General features: G+C 34.0%; 16 protein-coding genes. All 16 read right to left on the reverse strand.

Going from position 1 to position 17,979, the window contains the following annotated elements:
• Window positions 1-16 precede the first annotated feature (16 nt).
• Complete coding sequence (locus DW173_RS20205; RefSeq protein WP_009041090.1) at window positions 17-748, reverse strand: WecB/TagA/CpsF family glycosyltransferase; 732 nt, start codon at window positions 746-748, stop codon at window positions 17-19.
• Window positions 749-1,354: 606 nt separating this feature from the next.
• A complete protein-coding gene (locus tag DW173_RS20210) occupies window positions 1,355-2,458 on the reverse strand; it encodes a glycosyltransferase family 4 protein (protein WP_120145100.1) in 1,104 nt (367 codons plus the stop codon).
• A gap of 4 nt (window positions 2,459-2,462) precedes the next feature.
• The gene (locus DW173_RS20215) at window positions 2,463-3,695 is read right to left on the reverse strand and encodes an O-antigen ligase family protein (protein ID WP_120145101.1); all 1,233 of its coding nucleotides are present in this window, start codon (window positions 3,693-3,695) and stop codon (window positions 2,463-2,465) included.
• 3 nt (window positions 3,696-3,698) lie between these two features.
• Window positions 3,699-4,583 carry a hypothetical protein gene (locus DW173_RS20220; RefSeq protein ID WP_120145102.1) on the reverse strand — a complete coding sequence of 295 codons (885 nt, stop codon included), beginning with the start codon at window positions 4,581-4,583 and terminating at the stop codon, window positions 3,699-3,701.
• Window positions 4,584-4,660: 77 nt separating this feature from the next.
• A complete protein-coding gene (locus tag DW173_RS20225; RefSeq protein ID WP_120145109.1) occupies window positions 4,661-6,007 on the reverse strand; it encodes a lipopolysaccharide biosynthesis protein in 1,347 nt (448 codons plus the stop codon).
• A gap of 104 nt (window positions 6,008-6,111) precedes the next feature.
• On the reverse strand, window positions 6,112-7,116 hold the full coding sequence (locus tag DW173_RS20230) for a glycosyltransferase family 10 domain-containing protein (RefSeq protein ID WP_120145103.1): 1,005 nt from the start codon (window positions 7,114-7,116) through the stop codon (window positions 6,112-6,114).
• Window positions 7,113-8,006 carry a glycosyltransferase family 2 protein gene (locus DW173_RS20235; protein ID WP_120145104.1) on the reverse strand — a complete coding sequence of 298 codons (894 nt, stop codon included), beginning with the start codon at window positions 8,004-8,006 and terminating at the stop codon, window positions 7,113-7,115. Before DW173_RS20235 ends, DW173_RS20230 begins: the two co-directional genes overlap by 4 nt.
• A 142-nt stretch (window positions 8,007-8,148) precedes the next feature.
• Entirely contained in the window at window positions 8,149-9,048 is a 900-nt protein-coding gene (locus DW173_RS20240) for a transketolase family protein (protein WP_120145105.1), read from the reverse strand.
• Window positions 9,045-9,851: a transketolase gene (locus DW173_RS20245; protein WP_120145106.1), complete on the reverse strand. Its 807-nt coding sequence runs from the start codon at window positions 9,849-9,851 to the stop codon at window positions 9,045-9,047. Before DW173_RS20245 ends, DW173_RS20240 begins: the two co-directional genes overlap by 4 nt.
• The gene (locus DW173_RS20250; RefSeq protein WP_009039830.1) at window positions 9,838-10,764 is read right to left on the reverse strand and encodes an NAD-dependent epimerase/dehydratase family protein; all 927 of its coding nucleotides are present in this window, start codon (window positions 10,762-10,764) and stop codon (window positions 9,838-9,840) included. Before DW173_RS20250 ends, DW173_RS20245 begins: the two co-directional genes overlap by 14 nt.
• Entirely contained in the window at window positions 10,761-11,840 is a 1,080-nt protein-coding gene (rfbG, locus tag DW173_RS20255; protein ID WP_009039831.1) for a CDP-glucose 4,6-dehydratase, read from the reverse strand. Before rfbG ends, DW173_RS20250 begins: the two co-directional genes overlap by 4 nt.
• Before the next feature lie 3 nt (window positions 11,841-11,843).
• On the reverse strand, window positions 11,844-12,623 hold the full coding sequence (gene rfbF, locus DW173_RS20260; protein ID WP_009039832.1) for a glucose-1-phosphate cytidylyltransferase: 780 nt from the start codon (window positions 12,621-12,623) through the stop codon (window positions 11,844-11,846).
• Between the two features lie 6 nt (window positions 12,624-12,629).
• Entirely contained in the window at window positions 12,630-13,976 is a 1,347-nt protein-coding gene (gene rfbH / locus DW173_RS20265; protein ID WP_009039833.1) for a lipopolysaccharide biosynthesis protein RfbH, read from the reverse strand.
• 53 nt (window positions 13,977-14,029) lie between these two features.
• The gene (locus DW173_RS20270) at window positions 14,030-15,442 is read right to left on the reverse strand and encodes an undecaprenyl-phosphate glucose phosphotransferase (RefSeq protein ID WP_120145107.1); all 1,413 of its coding nucleotides are present in this window, start codon (window positions 15,440-15,442) and stop codon (window positions 14,030-14,032) included.
• Between the two features lie 19 nt (window positions 15,443-15,461).
• On the reverse strand, window positions 15,462-16,598 hold the full coding sequence (locus tag DW173_RS20275) for a Wzz/FepE/Etk N-terminal domain-containing protein (RefSeq protein WP_120145108.1): 1,137 nt from the start codon (window positions 16,596-16,598) through the stop codon (window positions 15,462-15,464).
• Between the two features lie 25 nt (window positions 16,599-16,623).
• Window positions 16,624-17,979, reverse strand: a 1,356-nt coding sequence (locus DW173_RS24230; protein ID WP_233562255.1) for an SLBB domain-containing protein, incomplete at its 5' end; no start/stop codon positions are given.

Raw genomic sequence — 17,979 nt, forward strand, 5'->3', positions numbered from 1 at the left:
ATTAGATTTATCAATATTACAATGAATGTCTACACTCTTTACACATATTCCATATAAACAACAAGTTGCCAATAATATATCTTTTCCACATTCTACGTGGTTCTTTCAATAGCCGATAACACCACTCTAGCGAGTTCTGCTGCCACCACATAGGAGCACGTTTTACCGTTCCTGCATAAAAATCAAAAACTGCACCAATCGTACCACAATGGCAATGAATCTGTAATTCATTCCAATGAGTATATATCCATTTTTCTTGTTTTGGAGCAGTCATACCTATCCATAACAAATCAGGGTTAGCTTTATTGATAGCAGTTATAATCGCATTATTTTCTTCTTCATTGAATTCTGATTTATAAGGAGGAGAATAAGTCTCTACTTCAATATTAGGAAAATCCTCTTTACTCCGTTGCTTTATCATTGACAATACCTTCTCACTGCTGCCCATAAAAAAACACTTTCCACCACTTTGATTTAGTTTTTCCATCTCAAACATGAATAAATCCCAACCAGCAATGCGTTCTTTTGGCTTAGATTTCGCATTTAGCCAACGACAAGCTTTGACAATACTTGCACCATCTGGAATTAATACATCACCTTGCCGCAAGGCTTCGGCAAAGAGCAAGTCTTGCTGTGCGGTGTTATAAGAATGAGCATTAATAGTATTAATCAGCAGTTTACCAGATGGCAAGAAAGTTAACCCTTGGCGGTTTTCCACCAAAGGTAAGTTTTTCAAATTCAATAACATTGTATGTTGTAGTTTTATCTCTATAATATTGATTATATCAGAGAAAGATTCTGAGACAAAATTTCGGTTATTCGATGCTCAAAGCGCTGTCGAGTAAACTCTCACAATATAATTTATCATGACCGATATTCCCCAATATAGTCCTTAATTCCTCACTACCCGATAATATGGCAATGTAATAGACCAATGAAGCCTAGTGTTGCTTTTCATATAATATCTAGTATCTCTTCTTCATCTCTTAAATAATAGATAACGATATTCCATTGCTTCCCCAACAACTAAACTCATAACAATATGTGAGAAAAATGAAGATATCTGTTTGACGAAAAGAAGTACCTTTCTCTTCACCAACTTTTCAACCAGTATAAATAACTATATAAATTCTCTTTTTTACTTATTCTCGAAAACGATACGATATTTATTTCTGCTTTTTATCCACCTAATAAAATGGGAAATGAAAACATATCCATTTGCTTGTAAAATACCATAAACACAAAACACCATCTACATATTTTACCAACCACTAAATAACCCCAAAGAAGTTACCATGAGTTTACTTCCTCAAATCTATTTTCCTATAATGTATAAGCAGAGAATGAAAAAATACTATTTCTCATTACTTATCATTTGATTTATAATCTTCAAATATTCTTTAGTTATAATAGACCATCTAAACTTATCTCGAATTTGAAAGTTTCTTTCGCCATTTTGCCGAATCTGTATCAGATTCTTTGATAAATCAAGCAATATTGATGTTAATTCCTGTTGCGTTTTAAAATAGAAACCACCCTCTTTATCTCGAATAATGTCTGATGCAACGCCTACTCTCGTCGTTATAATATTGAGTCCTAAGACAAATGGTTCTGCAATACATAGCCCAAATGTTTCACTATCACTTGCTACTACAGCAGTATTGCTCTTATTATAATATGCAAGTATTTCCTTTTTTGAACAATATCCCGGAAATAAGACTTGCTGTTCGATTCCCCAATCCTTACATAAATCTTTCATTTTTTGTAATAACTCACCATCTCCGGGCAAAATCAATATAGAATCCATATCATGAGTAGCGTTTCGATATTCTGCAAATGCCCTTATTACTACATCTTGGTTCTTCCCAATTCTAAATTGTGCTGGATAAATCAATCTCAAATTATCTATAGATAATGGTTGATAAGAACCTTCAAAGAATTTTTCATCAACCCCTAAAGGAAGCATTGCTATTTTATAAGATATCCAACGAAATTTTTTTTTCAATGATGTACACATACATATAACTTTATCCACAAAAAAAGCAAGAAAAAGAGTCAAAATAAACCGAGCTAAATACGATTTATATCTCTCATTATTTCTATATGCATGAACCGTATATACCATTTTAATCTTCTTACGAACACACAAAATATACTTTACATATAGAATAAGTGCCAGCTCCCAATTCGTTTGAATATGCACCACATCTATGGATTGTTTTTCAATAATTTGTTTAAGTTGAATTGCATTCTTCTTAAAAGACTGATGTTCCGCTAAACCTGGTAATATATAATTAGGAATCAATAAAGAATTAATTTTTTCAATTAAACCATATTCTTGTTCTTTCGTACTCAATATAGCACATACTTCTTTATGTTGTTTGTGCAATGCAATCAATTGTTCTATTAATAAAGCCGAATTACCGTGTCCACTTTCTACAAAAAAAAGAATATTCATAAAATCAAATATATTTGTTTACATTTCTATTATCTAATACATAAATAAAAACAGCTAGATACGAAAGTACTAGAGGGCTCGTATACGCATGTCCACCATAAAAAGCATGACCAATAAAACAAAGAAAAGCTATTATACACCAATAATCTAGTACATTATGCCACTTAATAAAACTTCGTATACTAGCTATCAATCTTTTTATAGGAAATAATAAAATTGGAATAGAAAAAAAAAGTCCAAATTGTCCTATTAAATCTAGAGGATCAACTTCTGCTGATTTCGGATCTCCCAAATATAAATGATGTTGATTTTCTATTAAATAAAGATTTCCTTTACCAAAACACCAATCAAAAATATTAAAATTGGTAATTGTTTTAATTGATGCATCTATCAAATATCCCCTTCCTGAAGCCTCTAAAAAGATTGCACCAATATTTTCGTATTTTTTCGAGAGATAAGAATCTTCTTGAATAACGGATATAACTTTAACTAGTGCATAATTAAATATAACTAAAACTAAAAGCAAAGTTATTAACTTTACTTTATAGGAACTTTTATAATCCTCAAATTTAACAAACAAGATACTTAAAGCAAAAAAAAGTAATATAAAGGCTGTCCCCAAATAGCAAGCTATACTACCAACAAAACAAGAACCAATAGACATTATTATTAATGCGATAAAATAAAATACATCTCCCGTTTTTTGGAATGAATAGCATGCTAAAATATTCAGTAAAAGTATAGTTAATCCAACATCATTCATTGCTACAAAAAAACCTTTTGTGCCAAAAGTGTTTTCTGTATAAGCAGCATAGCCCGCACCTGTTATAAAACAATAAATTAGAACAATCGCTGCCAATACTCCATATAGGACTGCAGCTTTAACAACTGTCTCACGATCTGAAAAATAACGACTCTTTAGTATAATACTTAAAACAAAATAGAAGTTCATTATTTTAATTAATGTCATGAAAACACCATTGGAATAAGCACCTATAAGAATATGATATATTAATAAAGCAATACTTGATAAAATTAATATTTTAATATAATTGGAATATTTAGTACGAAATAGATAGATGGCTGAAAATAAAATAATCATTCCACGATAAAGAATACCTATAAGGCTCTCACCTGTACCATCCGTACCTCTCAGATAGCCATTAATTATATCAATAACTACAGGAAAAGATAACAATAGAAAGGGAAAAACTTTTTTTAATTTAAGAACCAACATATGCTATAAAAAGAACTCAGGGGTATCTTTTTTCAACTTTTCGACAAAAGATAGTAGTTCTATTTCATTATTTACATTTAATGAAATATCTGCAAAAATAGATTTACCTAATCTCATATTATTTTTTATGACATCAATATCAATTTCACCTTGATCATTAAAAATTTCTTTTGAATGACAGTTTAAAGTATGTGCATAAGATTTCAATTTATTCACAACAAACTTTTCATCTCCTAACCATGAATGATGATAACCTTTTATCCCTTCCAAACATTTCACCTCATTTAATAAATTAGATTGCTCTCCCATTTTTCTTAAATAATCGGAATCATTATAAAAGCGCTTTCTCAAATATTTCCCTTTTACTATAAAAATTCGATAGGAATAATAAGCTGGACCACTCCAATTAGAGCAAAACAAATTAAAATAAAACATCGTGAAATGAATTTTAATAGTGATTATACCATACTGATTAACTGCATCAATTATCTCATCAGCATATTTACTATCTATAATCTCATCTATATCAGATAAAATTAATATATCATCATCTTTATAGTTACTATTCCAAAGAGAAAAATTACGAGATACACCCTCATTATACCAAGCTGTATCTCTTACCATCTTATTCATCCACCGACTAATTGGATGAATAAAAAAATGAGGAATAAATTTACGTGGTTTTTCATATAACCTTGAAGCATCCATTTGATGATAATGCACCTTCTCACAATCATTTTGAAACATATAGTCATGACTTGTATATTTGAATGATTTATCAAATTCAGTAATATGAATTTCATCAACCCACTTACTTGCTTCTGCGATATTTATATCTGCCACCAAATTTTCATTATAGAATGGGCAGCACAAAATGATTTTATTCATGAAAACGAATACTTAAGTTTAATATTTTCCTATAAACACATAAACATTACTTCACTACAATAGAAGTAATTTAAACATTACAGTTCTTCTTTATTTAGTGAACACGAATTTTCTATATTCTTCCTATTATTGATTATTTTCCTTAAATCCCAATACGCCAAAACAATAAACAATCCCCACATAAATATTAGATTTAAAATCATTAGTTCAATTCCATACTGCTGAACTAGCCACGGTATTACTATAAGAACGTAAACAAACATAATAGAATATCCATAAATGATTGTATTCAATTTATTTGTTGCATTTTGTAATAAGGAAACATTATCAAAAACAATTCTTATTGAAAACAAGATTCCGACTAATATAAACATAGAAACATTCGACTTAAACTCATTCCCAGCAATAAATTTCATAAAAAAATCCCCTAAAACAGAAACAATAATTACGACAAAAGAAAAAAAAGTGATTGTAATACATACAGACTTTTTTAGCAAACTCCAACACCAATCATAATTACGTTTTTGAAAAGCAGAAGCAAGTTCACTCCATAATGGATTAAATGCACTCTGATATATACCACCAAAAAATGAAAAGATTTTCTGCACAACATTTATATTAGCGGCTACCCCTAACCCTACCATAGAGCCTGCATAAATAGTTAACACATTCTGTAGAAAGCTACTAAAAAGCTGTATACTTAAAAATTTAACACCTATAGTTAACATTTCTCTTATCTTATGATAACAATCCCACCAATTAAAAGAATAAGTAAACCATTTCCGCTTATAAATAAAGTAGAGTGTACCCAATAATGAAATCAATAAATTAGATGTAAAATAAGCAACAGCAACAGATGTAATATGAATTTTGTTGATAGACAAACATAAAACAATCATAAATGCAACAATTGATTTCACCGAATTTACTATAGAATATAGTTTTGATTCCCCAAATGAAAAAAATAAAGGAATTCCTATACTAAATGGTATATTGAAAAGAAAAATAAACTGTATTATTAGAAATATAGCTCTTCCTTGTTGCCTCAAATATTCATTATCCGTTTTAAATAAATGTTCAAATGGAATATAGCTTGATATGAATAATAAAATAATAGACAACAAGATGGCCAAACACATAAAAAAAATTAAAGCTGAATAGAAGTACTGTTTAGAAATAGCAAGACCTTTAGAACCATTCAAAACTTCTCTACTTATTATATTTCGCAAAACATTAACAATACCAAAATCACCTGTTACAATTACAGCAGCAATAGATGTAATACTTGCCCAAAGTCCAAATTCTTCTTGTTTATAAAAATTCAACAAAACAAATATAAGCAGAAACTGTAAAACACTACCAATAATGGAAGATGCCACTACCCAAGAAACACCTTTAAATAAATTATTATATCTACTATACATGAAAAATGTGAACATCCTATTCGAACGCATTTTTTAAGTTCTCCTTTCTACTTTTTTGCCTAATAGTAGGACTTCAAGCTATAAACCCTCTCCTATTCACTAATTTATAACACAATATTTAATCGCCAAGCTATTTTCTGAATGACTTTATCTTTTATTGAATACTGCATAGGAGAAACTATTTCATTACAACGTTCTTTTTTATAAGAAGAAAATTGTTCCATATTCTCTATAATATTCGATATAATACAAAACATATTATAGTTATTCAGAACTAAATTTCTTGATTCAATAATTGAATTTACAGAATTCTCATATTTTGAAGATAAAAGAATCGCTTTCAATTGATGAACAGCTACTTTAAAATTATTTATATCAATAGTATCCATTGAATCATTTGAAAAATATTCATTTATATTCGTACATCCATAATAAATAGGATAACATCCTGCTAAGAAACAGTCTGCTAATTTCTCCGTCCAATAATTAGGATATGAACAATTTTCTATTACGATAGAATATTTATAACGTGAGAGAATATCCCATTTATCGGATATTGATTTATAGCCATTCCCATATACATCTACTAAATTTGGATACTCTGTCAAAATACGTTCCACAAAACGCACCCTATCTCGGTGTCCTTTTGTAAATGTCTTATTGGAAGTTATTAAACAAATCTTATTTAAACGAGAATGTAGATTTCCATTTTTCTGAAAATCAACATAAGTTAAGTATTTATTGCTATTACATTGGTGTGTATTTTCACCCAAATGACATCCAACCATCCAAGGTAATAATGGAATAGATAATTTCACCGAATCATTACCTACTTTCTTTTGATGACAACCATATACCCGCCCAAACTGTTTCAGAAATTTGCCATTATAAATCTTCACATAAGGGGGCTCTCCTAAAAAAATAATTCTTTGGGTCTTAGAAAGAGTGGTTTGGATTTTCTCCTTTAAACTATCAATTACAACAATATAGTCATAATCATCCACTTCCGAAAAAACAAATTCACAATTTCCCCACACTGTTTTAGCAGGATTCGGAAATTGTCTTTGCACTGGAATATAAAAAGGACTAGGAATATAAACTTTTATCATTTTGTATATAACTTCAACAAACGTAAAATATATTTAGGGAAAAAGTTAAAAAGAGAGTATTTATAAAATAAAAAAAGTGCTTTTCTTCTATATGGAATATCTCCGGTCTTCAATTGCAAATCACGCAAATAATTATAAATATTGAAAATCCTCATGTTTAACAATATGCTCTTGTCTTCTACTTGAGTTGATAAGAATTTTATTAAAGACAAATATTGAAAAATCTCATGATGTTGACTATCCTGACTTGAAGATATAAAATAATACATATAACATTGAGGCAAATATACCACCCCTCCTTTATTTGCAATTGTAGAAATAAATGAGCAATCACAATATTTCCCCCCTCTCAGCCAATCCATTTTACTTCCAATAATTTTTGAATTCCTATACATAAAGGAAGGAAATGGAGCAGTATTACCCATAGCGTATTGTTTTACAACACTCTCACTATCCTCCATTATTTGTATATTTTTAGAGATAAACATTTTCTTCTTTGTATTCTTCCCATTAATATTAAAATATGCGTTACACCCCACTGCACTGAATGAATCATGAGTCGATAAATATTCATATAGTACACTCACCATATTAGGCAACATCTCATCATCATCATGAAATAACATAAAATATTCATGGGTATTAGTTGCTAATATATAATTAAAATGAGCATTAGCTGATGAACATTCTTTTCCTCTTCTTATATAATTTATTCTTGCATCGCTTCTTATGAGGTCTTTTAATAATTCAGTAGTAGTATCATTATCCGAATTATCGGATACAACTATCTTTAAATTAGGAAAATCTTGTTTTCTAACAGAATTTAAAGATCGTAATATATCATTTGGTCTATTGTGCGTTAGAATATACACACAAACATCTTTATTCATACTATAATTGAAAACTTATAAATATTTCCCACTCAAATTCAATTATTTCCACTGTTACATTATTTTTCATCACAGTAGATCACTATTTATCCAACAAAGAAGGCTATTTTCACACTACTGATTACAACTAAATACACAATTCTTAAAATAACCGTAATCCTGCTTTCTCTCTTAAATAATCTTGTGAACCTGATATTGAATAGAATTTATCATCTATTGCTATCCGTTTTATTCTGGGATATATAGGAAGTACACCATAAGCATATAAATCACTAATCTGTTCAATAATTGCAGACCCAATACCACAACTTTTTTGATGTTCTTCCAAAACAATTATTTCAGAATATTGCTCTGCTATTTCTTTTATTTGTTTTACATTTAAAGGCTTTACAAAAGGTACGCTATAAATATCTGATTTAATATTTTCAACAATCATATATTTTACTGCATAATCTAATATAGAACCACTAGCAAGCAGAACTTTTTTTTCACTATTAATTTTTATTGGAAGAAGATCTCCTATTTGTAAATTCATTATATTTTCCTTATGAACAATTGCTTCACCCGCTTTCCCTAGTCTCAGATACATCGGTCCATTATAGTTTGCAGAAATCGTAGTTACCGACTTTGCTTCAACAGGGTCGCAAGGAGAACATATAATCATATTAGGAATTGTCCGCATCATACCAAGCTCTTCAGTCGCATGATGTGAAGCACCGAGCGAACCGTAGGCATAACCTGCACCAACCGATACAATTTTTACACTTAAACTGTGATATGCTACATCATAACGAATCTGCTCCATACAACGAAGAGTGGGAAAGTTCCCTATAGAATAAACATAAACATTATACCCTTCCTTAGCCAATCCAGCAGCAACACCAATCATGTTCTGTTCTGCTATACCTATATTTAAAAAACGCTTTGGAAACAGATTAGCAAAATCTTCGACTACACTAAAGCCTAAATCCCCAACAACAAGAAATATTTTGTCATTCTTTTTAGCTTCTTCTACCAATTGTTTTATAAATGCAGTTCTCATCCTTCTATTTCCTTTATAGCTTGATTATATTGTTTTTCATCCGGAGATTTATAATGCCACAACAATTCATTTTCCATAAATGAAACTCCTTTACCTTTTATTGTATCAGCTATTATCGCAGTTGGTTTCCCCCAAAATGCTTCCGCTTGGATGAAAGCTCTACGAATAGCTTCATGATTATGACCATCTATTTGAATAACATTCCAATTGAATGCCTCCAACTTACTTTTAAAAGGTTCCAAATTTAAAACCTCATTGGTTGCACCCAAACTTTGAATCTTATTATAGTCAATAATTAAACACAAGTTATCCAGTCCTAAATGTGAAGCCAACAGTAAAGCTTCCCAATTTGAACCTTCATCCATTTCTCCATCTCCAACAATTACATAAGTACGATACTTCTGTCCTCTTCGCTTCGCAGCTAAAGCAATTCCGCACGCAATTGGCAAACCATGTCCAAGGCTACCAGCAGAAATTTCTATTCCTGGTATATAATGGCTTGTATGGGATAATAGACGACTTCCATTTTTCCCATAATCGTCCAGTTCCTCCATAGAAAAGAAACCACATAATGCTAATGTAGAATAGAAAGAGACACAAGCATGACCTTTTGAGAGTATAAACCGATCTCTTTCTTCCCAAGAAGGATTAGAAACATCATATTTTAATACCGTACTATATAACACAGATAATAAATCTACCATTGATAAAGCCCCACCAATATGAGATGCTTTTGCTTGGTAAACCATACGTAATGAACACTTACGTATTTCTTTTGATAACGTAATACTATCTTTTATCATTATAAATAGCCTTATAATATTCTATCGTTTGAATTAATTTACTAGAAAAATCAGAAACTTCAAAGTCTCCAAACGCTTTTCGAGTCTTCAAATTAACAGAGCCATTAATCATTGACTGATTTTTACGATAAGGGAGAGCTCCAAAATTTAAACAAAATTCAGGTCTTAAATATTCTTTTATATGAACTAAAATACTTTTTAGGGAACGCAATTTATCCGAAGCAATATGATAAATCCCACTTTCTGCATTTCCTTTAACTGCAGACAGTATCACATTTGTTACATCCTTAATATATAAATAAGAATACTTCTGTTCACCAGCTGTTAAATCCATATGATCTTGATCAGTAGACATCATATTTTTGATGACAGCAGGTATTAACCAGTTCTCTGCTTCTCTCTCACCAAAACAAGAGAACAATCTAAACCAATACCAAGTTATATTATTTTCTTCACAGAAAGTTTTTACTATTTGTTGTGCTGCCAATTTTACAACCCCATATGCTGTATTAGGATCAGCTATGTAATTTTCATCAACACACCCATCAAAAGTCCCATATTCTGCTTGAGAACCAATTCCTATAAATACTTTTACTTCTAACCGCTTTGCTAAATCTAGTAAGCGCTGTTGATAACATAAATTATCGAGTTGATGTTTCCATGAGTTCCGCTCACCTGCTGAAACACCATTCCAAGCAGAATTTATTATTACATTAGGACGAAAAGACAAAACATCCAATTCAAAAGTATCTGAATCACTATTAGTCCATTTAACTTTATTTTCTAAAGAAGCACATCTCCATAAATCTGATTTTGTTCTTTTTGCTAACAATAGTTCATGGCCATGTGTAGATAAAGTTTCAGCAATATGAGAGCCCAAAAAGCCTGTTGCCCCCGTCAACAATATTTTCATTTCAATAAATAGTTGATTATTTGATTTACACAAACATCATAGACTTCTTCTTTACGATAACTTTTGTACCAATCGACTGTCAGAGATACAGTCTGATCAAGGTTCATTCGCGGCTGCCATCCTAACAAAAATTGGGCTTTGGAAATATCCAACATCAGTAATCTCGCCTCATGCAAAACATTTTGTTCAGACAAATCTCTTAAGTCTCCGCTTCCATATTCTTCCACAACTTTAGCAGCAATATCCCAAACAGTAGAAATAGATTCTGTTCTTGGACCAAAATTCCATCCTTCACAGTATTTGGTAGGTTCATCCCACATCTTACTAGCCAATAACATATAACCACTTAATGGTTCCAATACATGTTGCCAAGGACGAATAGCTTCCGGATTACGAATCTCAATAGGTCTATTTGATTCTAAAGCACGGATACAATCGGGAATAATTCTATCTAAAGCCCAATCGCCACCACCAATCACATTACCTGCACGAACACTGGCTATACTTTTACCATGCTTTTCATATTGCTCTGGATTAAAGAAAGAACGCCTCCAAGAAGCAATAGCTATTTCGGCCGCTCCCTTACTACTGGAATAAGGGTCGTAACCACCCATCGGTTCATTCTCATGATAGCCCCAAAGTTGCTCTTTGTTTTCATAACATTTATCGGTAGTTATCATGACGCCTACCTTTACGCTATCCGTTATCCGTATAGCTTCCAATATGTTAATCGTCCCCATTACATTAGTTTCGTACGTTTCAACGGGAATTTCATAACTTAAACGTACTAGAGGTTGGGCAGCCAAGTGAAAAACAATTTCGGGTTGATATTCCTGAAAAATATCTTTCATTCGCTGACTATCACGAATATCAGCACGCAGGTCAGCTTTTATTTTTCCTCCTATTCCGGACAACACATAATTATCTTTATCTGTAGCCGGATCTTTAGCCACCCCGATCACTTCCGCTCCCAATTCATGGAGCCAGATAGAAAGCCAGCTACCTTTAAAGCCTGTATGTCCGGTTACAAGAACACGCTTCCCTCTATAGAAATTTTTAAATATGTCTATATCCATTATTTACCAAACTTTCCAGGGAGCTATCCCCTTATCCCACATTTCATTGAGTTCCACATTATCACGGAGTGTATCCATCGGCTTCCAAAAACCGGTATGACGATAAGCATGCATTTTACCATCTTTCGCCAAGTCTTCAAGAGGCTTACGCTCAAAAACAATAGTATCATCACACGCAGGAATATATTCAAAGACTTTAGGTTCGCAAACAAAATAACCTGCATTCACCCAATTACGATCACCATCCGGTTTTTCTTGAAAGGAAAGTACCTTGTTATTATTCAAATCTATTTGCAAGGCTCCGAATTTACCTCCGGGCTTGTAAGCCGTTAATGAGATGTCACAACCTGATAATTCATGCTCCTTAATGCTCTCTGCTATATTTATATCCGCTACTCCATCGCCGTAAGTAAGAACAAAGCGTTCATCACCAATATATTTCTGTACTCGTTTCAGACGCCCTCCTGTTTGGGTATTCAAGCCGGTATCAACCATAGTCACTTTCCAATTTTCAGAGTGATTATCAAGTATTTCAACACTGTTATTGGACAGGTCGACTGTGAGGTCGCTATTATGACGAAAATAATTAGCGAAATATTCTTTTATAACATATTGTTTATAACCGCAACAGATAACAAATTCATTAATTCCATAATGACTATAAGTCTTCATAATATGCCAAAGAATAGGCTTTCCACCTATTTCAACCATCGGTTTGGGAATAAGATTGGTAGCCTCACTCAAACGGGTTCCAAAACCTCCTGCGAAAATGACTGCTTTCATTATTCTCTACGCTTTACGGGATGTAACAAATTCCTTGATTGTGGAAATCATATATTGGAGCATTTCTTCAGTCATACCCGGGTAAACTCCAATCCAGAAAGTATTATTCAATATAAAATCTGTACCTTTCAAATCACCGACAACACGATAACCGTCACCGTTTTGTCGCATTTCATTAAAAGCCGGATGTTTCAACAGGTTTCCTGCAAAAAGATTACGGGTTTGTATTTTCTTGCTCTCCAAATATTCTGATAATTCATTACGGGTGAACCCTGCATCTTCTTTCACTGAAATAAGAAAACCAAACCAGCTAGGATTAGAGTTCTTTTGAGGTTCAGGAAGTATTAGTCCTTCCGTATCATTCAGACCGTCAAGTAAAGTCTGGAAATTCTTTCTACGAGCCAATACTATACTGTCCAACTTATCCAATTGGGCGCAACCAATAGCCGCTTGCATATCGGTTAGCTTTAAATTATAACCCAAATGAGAATAAACATATTTATGATCATAACCTACAGGCAACTCACCAAATTGTTTACTGAAACGATACTTGCAAGTATTATCTACACCACCTACACACCAGCAATCACGCCCCCAATCACGGAAAGAATTGGTTATCTTATTAAGCAATGGATCATTTGTGTACACAGCACCACCCTCACCCATTGTCATGTGATGTGGTGGGTAAAAACTGCTAGTACCAATATGACCGATGGTCCCTGTCTTTCTCGTTTCACCATTAATGGTATATTCTGAACCCAAGGCATCACAATTATCTTCAACTAACCAAAGATGATGACGATCACAAAAATCTTTTACCGACTGTAAATCGAAAGGATTACCCAACGAATGGGCAATCATGACAGCTTTGGTTTTATCAGAATAAGCAGTTTCCAGTTGAGTTATATCTATATTATACTCCGGAATCGTTACATCTACAAATACTGGAATCGCACCATACTGAATGATAGGCGTTACAGTAGTTGGAAATCCACAAGCTACTGTTATAACCTCATCACCTTTTTTTATACGACGCTCCCCCAATAGTGGAGAAGTCAATGTCATAAATGCTAATAAATTTGCAGAAGACCCGGAATTTGTCAGCGAACAATATTTAACCCCCAACCAGTCTGCAAAACGTTTCTCGAATTTATGAGCCCAAGGTCCTGCTGTAAGCCAGAAGTCCAAAGAGGAATCAATCAAATTAACGAGTTCTTCAGCATCAAAAAAACGACCACCATAATTTACAAAACTTTTCCCTGGTTCAAAGACTTTGGAGTCTCGATGAACCTCATTATAATATTCACGAGATAACTGAAGAATTTGTTGCTTCAGGGTTTCTTTTTTATTCATAAGCAGATATATTTAGTAATATATATTTAAGATGTTTTACTTGTAAAGATACTTTAATATGCGTTCTTTTCTCCTACAACTACATTCGCCACGGTCTTATAAATGATATATATGTCAAGCAACATTGTCCAGTGCTCCATATACCAAATATCAGCCTTAACACGTTCCTCCATCTGTGAAAGTTCCCTCGTTTCACCACGGAAACCATGTGTTTGAGCCCAGCCGGTCACCCCAGGTTTTATAAAATGCCGCACCATATATTTATCAATCAAACGGGCATAAGTCTCTGTATGGGCCAACATATGTGGACGGGGACCGACTATCGACATATCACCCTTAAAGACATTGATAAACTGAGGAAGTTCGTCTATATTAGAACGACGGAGGAAATCTCCAAATCTTGTTTTACGGGGATCATCAGCCGTAGCCTGTTTACTGTCAGCTTCATCATTCACTTTCATGGAACGGAATTTGTAACACACAAAATCCACACCATTCAAACCTGTACGCATTTGTTTAAAGAATACAGGACCGGGAGAAGTCAGCTTTATGATACTACCTACTATGAGATAAACAAAAGGAAAAATAGTAACCAGAAAAAGACCAGAGAAAACAATATCAAATATCCGCTTCAATATACGATTCTCCATCTTACCCAAAGGCTCATAACGCAGATTCAAAATAGGCATATTGCCAACCATACTGTGCCAGATACGACGAGGAAAACCTTTACATACATTAGGAACACCATGAAAATAAAGCAAATGGTTTTCACAATGATTCATGATAGAAAAATTATAACGCCCTTCCTCCATCGACAGAGAACAAAAGACATGCTTGATACCCGGGTGTGCAGACATAAAATCTGAAAAACCGTCAGGATTACCCAAATAAGAACATTGGGAAGAAAGGGTATCATTCGGTTTTATATCAAAATAACCCACGACTTCATATAGAGAAGACGCCAGAGAACTTTCCATCTCCTCATACAATACCTGCATATTATTGCCACCACCTATAAAAACAGCATAACGTCTATGCTTGCCCTTAGCACAATAGACTATCAGAAAATGACGAATAATAATGCGATAAATACTTAAGATGACAAAGAGGAAAGAGAAATAAGCGACAAAGAAAAGAGGAGAATAGATAGAGATTCCACTAAAAGTCATGATACATGCCCAAAAGATGGAAAAAGCTATAATATTCTTCAACACGCGCAATACTAGTTGGTCAGGGCGAATTCCCCGACTATCCCAAACCCTCCCACGGGAGCTCGAACAGGCCAGATAGCAAAGACTTAACGAAGTCATCATCCAGGAAACCCTACAAGAAAAAGGTAAAGAGACAAATACTTCTTCCCAAAAGAAAAGGAGAAAAAACAATACCAGATTCAGAATGATCAGATCTCCCAGAACTGCTACAAATTCTATAAATTTATTGATTTGACTGGTGGTTGATACCATATCACATTAAAAATTGATTTTAGGCATATACTTCTTTGAACTTATTTAGGAGATCTTTCCCGAACAAATTCCAAGAGATTACAATACAAACTGATAGGAAAATAAAAGCTAAAACATATACCTTTCTACTGGTTCCCGAAGGTTCCAAGGGGACAACAGCAGGTTCTACAACAGCAAACACTGGTTTTTCTTCCTGAACTTTAGCTCTGGAAACCTGAAGCTGACTGGTAACCTGACTATATACCTGGTAAGCCAAACTCATGTCATTCTGCAAACGTTCCTGTTCGGTACGAACACTCTGCAAAATGATATTGTCATGAGAGTCCATATAATCGGCATATTTCTTCTGAGCAGCATAATATTCTTGCTGACGTTCCTTGAAGAGTTTCTCCAAATAAATACAATCCTCTTTTGCCTTGAAGGTACGGTAGTCTATTATATATTCCTGCAATTTCTTAACTACAGAGTCAGCAACAACTGCAGCAACCTTAGGACTCTGCAAAGTCACAGAAACGGTAGTCATAGAGGTTTTCTTATCTACAGAAGCAGCAATCTTTTTCTTTAGTGATTCAATCTTCTGAAACTCCTTTTTGGATAATTCAATGGTCCCCCGACTTACTTTATCGGAAGATATGGATTCATCCTCATTTGCTGTAAACAAGGACTTTACTCCACCAATTACCATGCGAGGAAATCGAGGTGCATAACCCCACCATGGGGATGACTCTTCATTCAAATAAGAACTTAAAGAGATTTTCTCACTCCCTGATACAGGTACTTTCATATTAGAAAGTTCCAACAAGAAGGGAGTAGAAGAGACGATATCTGCAGATAAGGAAGCATTCAAGGCATCGGTTCCATCTCCCATAGAAACTCCACTTCCTAAAAAGGAAGCAGCCAAACCGGATAAACCACCACCTTTGTTATTACCCATTTCCGGAGAAAGAGTAACTTCAACCGTATACTGCTTAGGGATACTTATCGCAACAATAACACCAATTATCAGTCCGATACCGGCCGCTTTATAGATCTTCTTACGAATACCTATAACCTTACGAAGAAGATCCATCAAATCGATTTCAAGCCCCTCGTCATTGTGATTATTGTGCAACTGCTTTGTTTCCTTTTCAGATGTTTGTTCCATCAAAGTAGACATAAATAAAGGTATTATAAAGTATTCGTTATTTCTTGATTAAATTAGCAATAGAGGCAATCATCATACCCAACGAACTGAAAGAAGTAGCATAACCCAAAATGTTACCAATATTGGTATTCTTCTTAGCTTTACTAGGCACAATTATCTCACAACCCGGTTCAATCTGTTTCTTACCACTACCCTTCACTTTAGTTACCTGGCCATTCATGTATACGATAAATTTCTTACTCTTCTTTGCATTTTCAGAATAACCACCAGCCTGATTCAGGTAATAATCTATATTCTCACCCTTTATATAAGAAACTGTATTTGGAACCATCACAGCACCATTGATCGTGACCGTATTATTGTTCTTCGGAATGGAAATCACGTCACCCTCACGCAAGACAATATCCGCTGTACTGCCAGGATTGGCCAGTGCTTTTTCCAAATCAATGCCGACTGTAAAATGATCTTCTACACGAATACCTAAAGAGTCAATCATAGCTTCTCCCAACTGTCTACTCATTAGGCGGATTACATCAACCATACGTTTCTTTTCACTTGCATTAGCTACACGGGTTAACTTTGCACCACGTAAATAGGCATAATTCGTAGCACCTCCCGCTTTATTGATCAAATCTGAAAGACGTTCTTCACGACTGGTCATGGCGTAAGACCCTCCGAACAGGATTTCACCTTCAACGGCTACATTCTGCTGAGCCTGATAACCCGGACTACGACGAACATAAACCTCATCATAAGGTTGAAGTACGAAACCCGGTGTGCCGTCGACGACAAAACCTTCTTTCAGGGAGAATGTATACGTCCGACCAATCGTATCATTATCCACTGTACTATGGGGATTCCTGATTCTACGCGATACATCCACACGAACAACAGAAGCGGCCTCACGCAAGCCTCCGGCCTGAATGATCAAGTCTTCAAGAGTCATGTTGTCAGCATAAGGATAGGAATCAGGTTTGGCCACTTCGCCGTGGATTACAACATCTCCCCTATCTTCCAAATCATGGATACTGGGAATATAAAGAATGTCGTTTTTCGCCAGGATGATATTTTGAGAAGTACCATCCATGATGGCTTTAATGTCAACAGGGATAACTTCAGTAGTAAGATCCTCACGTTGACGATAAAGGACAGCACGATTCAAGAAAGCATCACCCGTCAGTCCTTGGGCTTCGTTCACCAATTCGCGGACGGTATTCAGTTTACCGTTTAGCTGGTAGATACCGGGACGGTAAACGGCACCACGGATTTCAAGCTTATTAGTGAAGCGGTTAAGGATAGCCTCGGCAGTCACAACATCACCATTCCGCATTTTATAGACACTATAATCAAGGTCTTTAACTGTATTTACTTCATACTCCTGTCCGTTTTGGCG

Source organism: Bacteroides sp. AM16-13 (genome assembly GCF_003602705.1).
GTDB lineage: Bacteria > Bacteroidota > Bacteroidia > Bacteroidales > Bacteroidaceae > Bacteroides > Bacteroides xylanisolvens.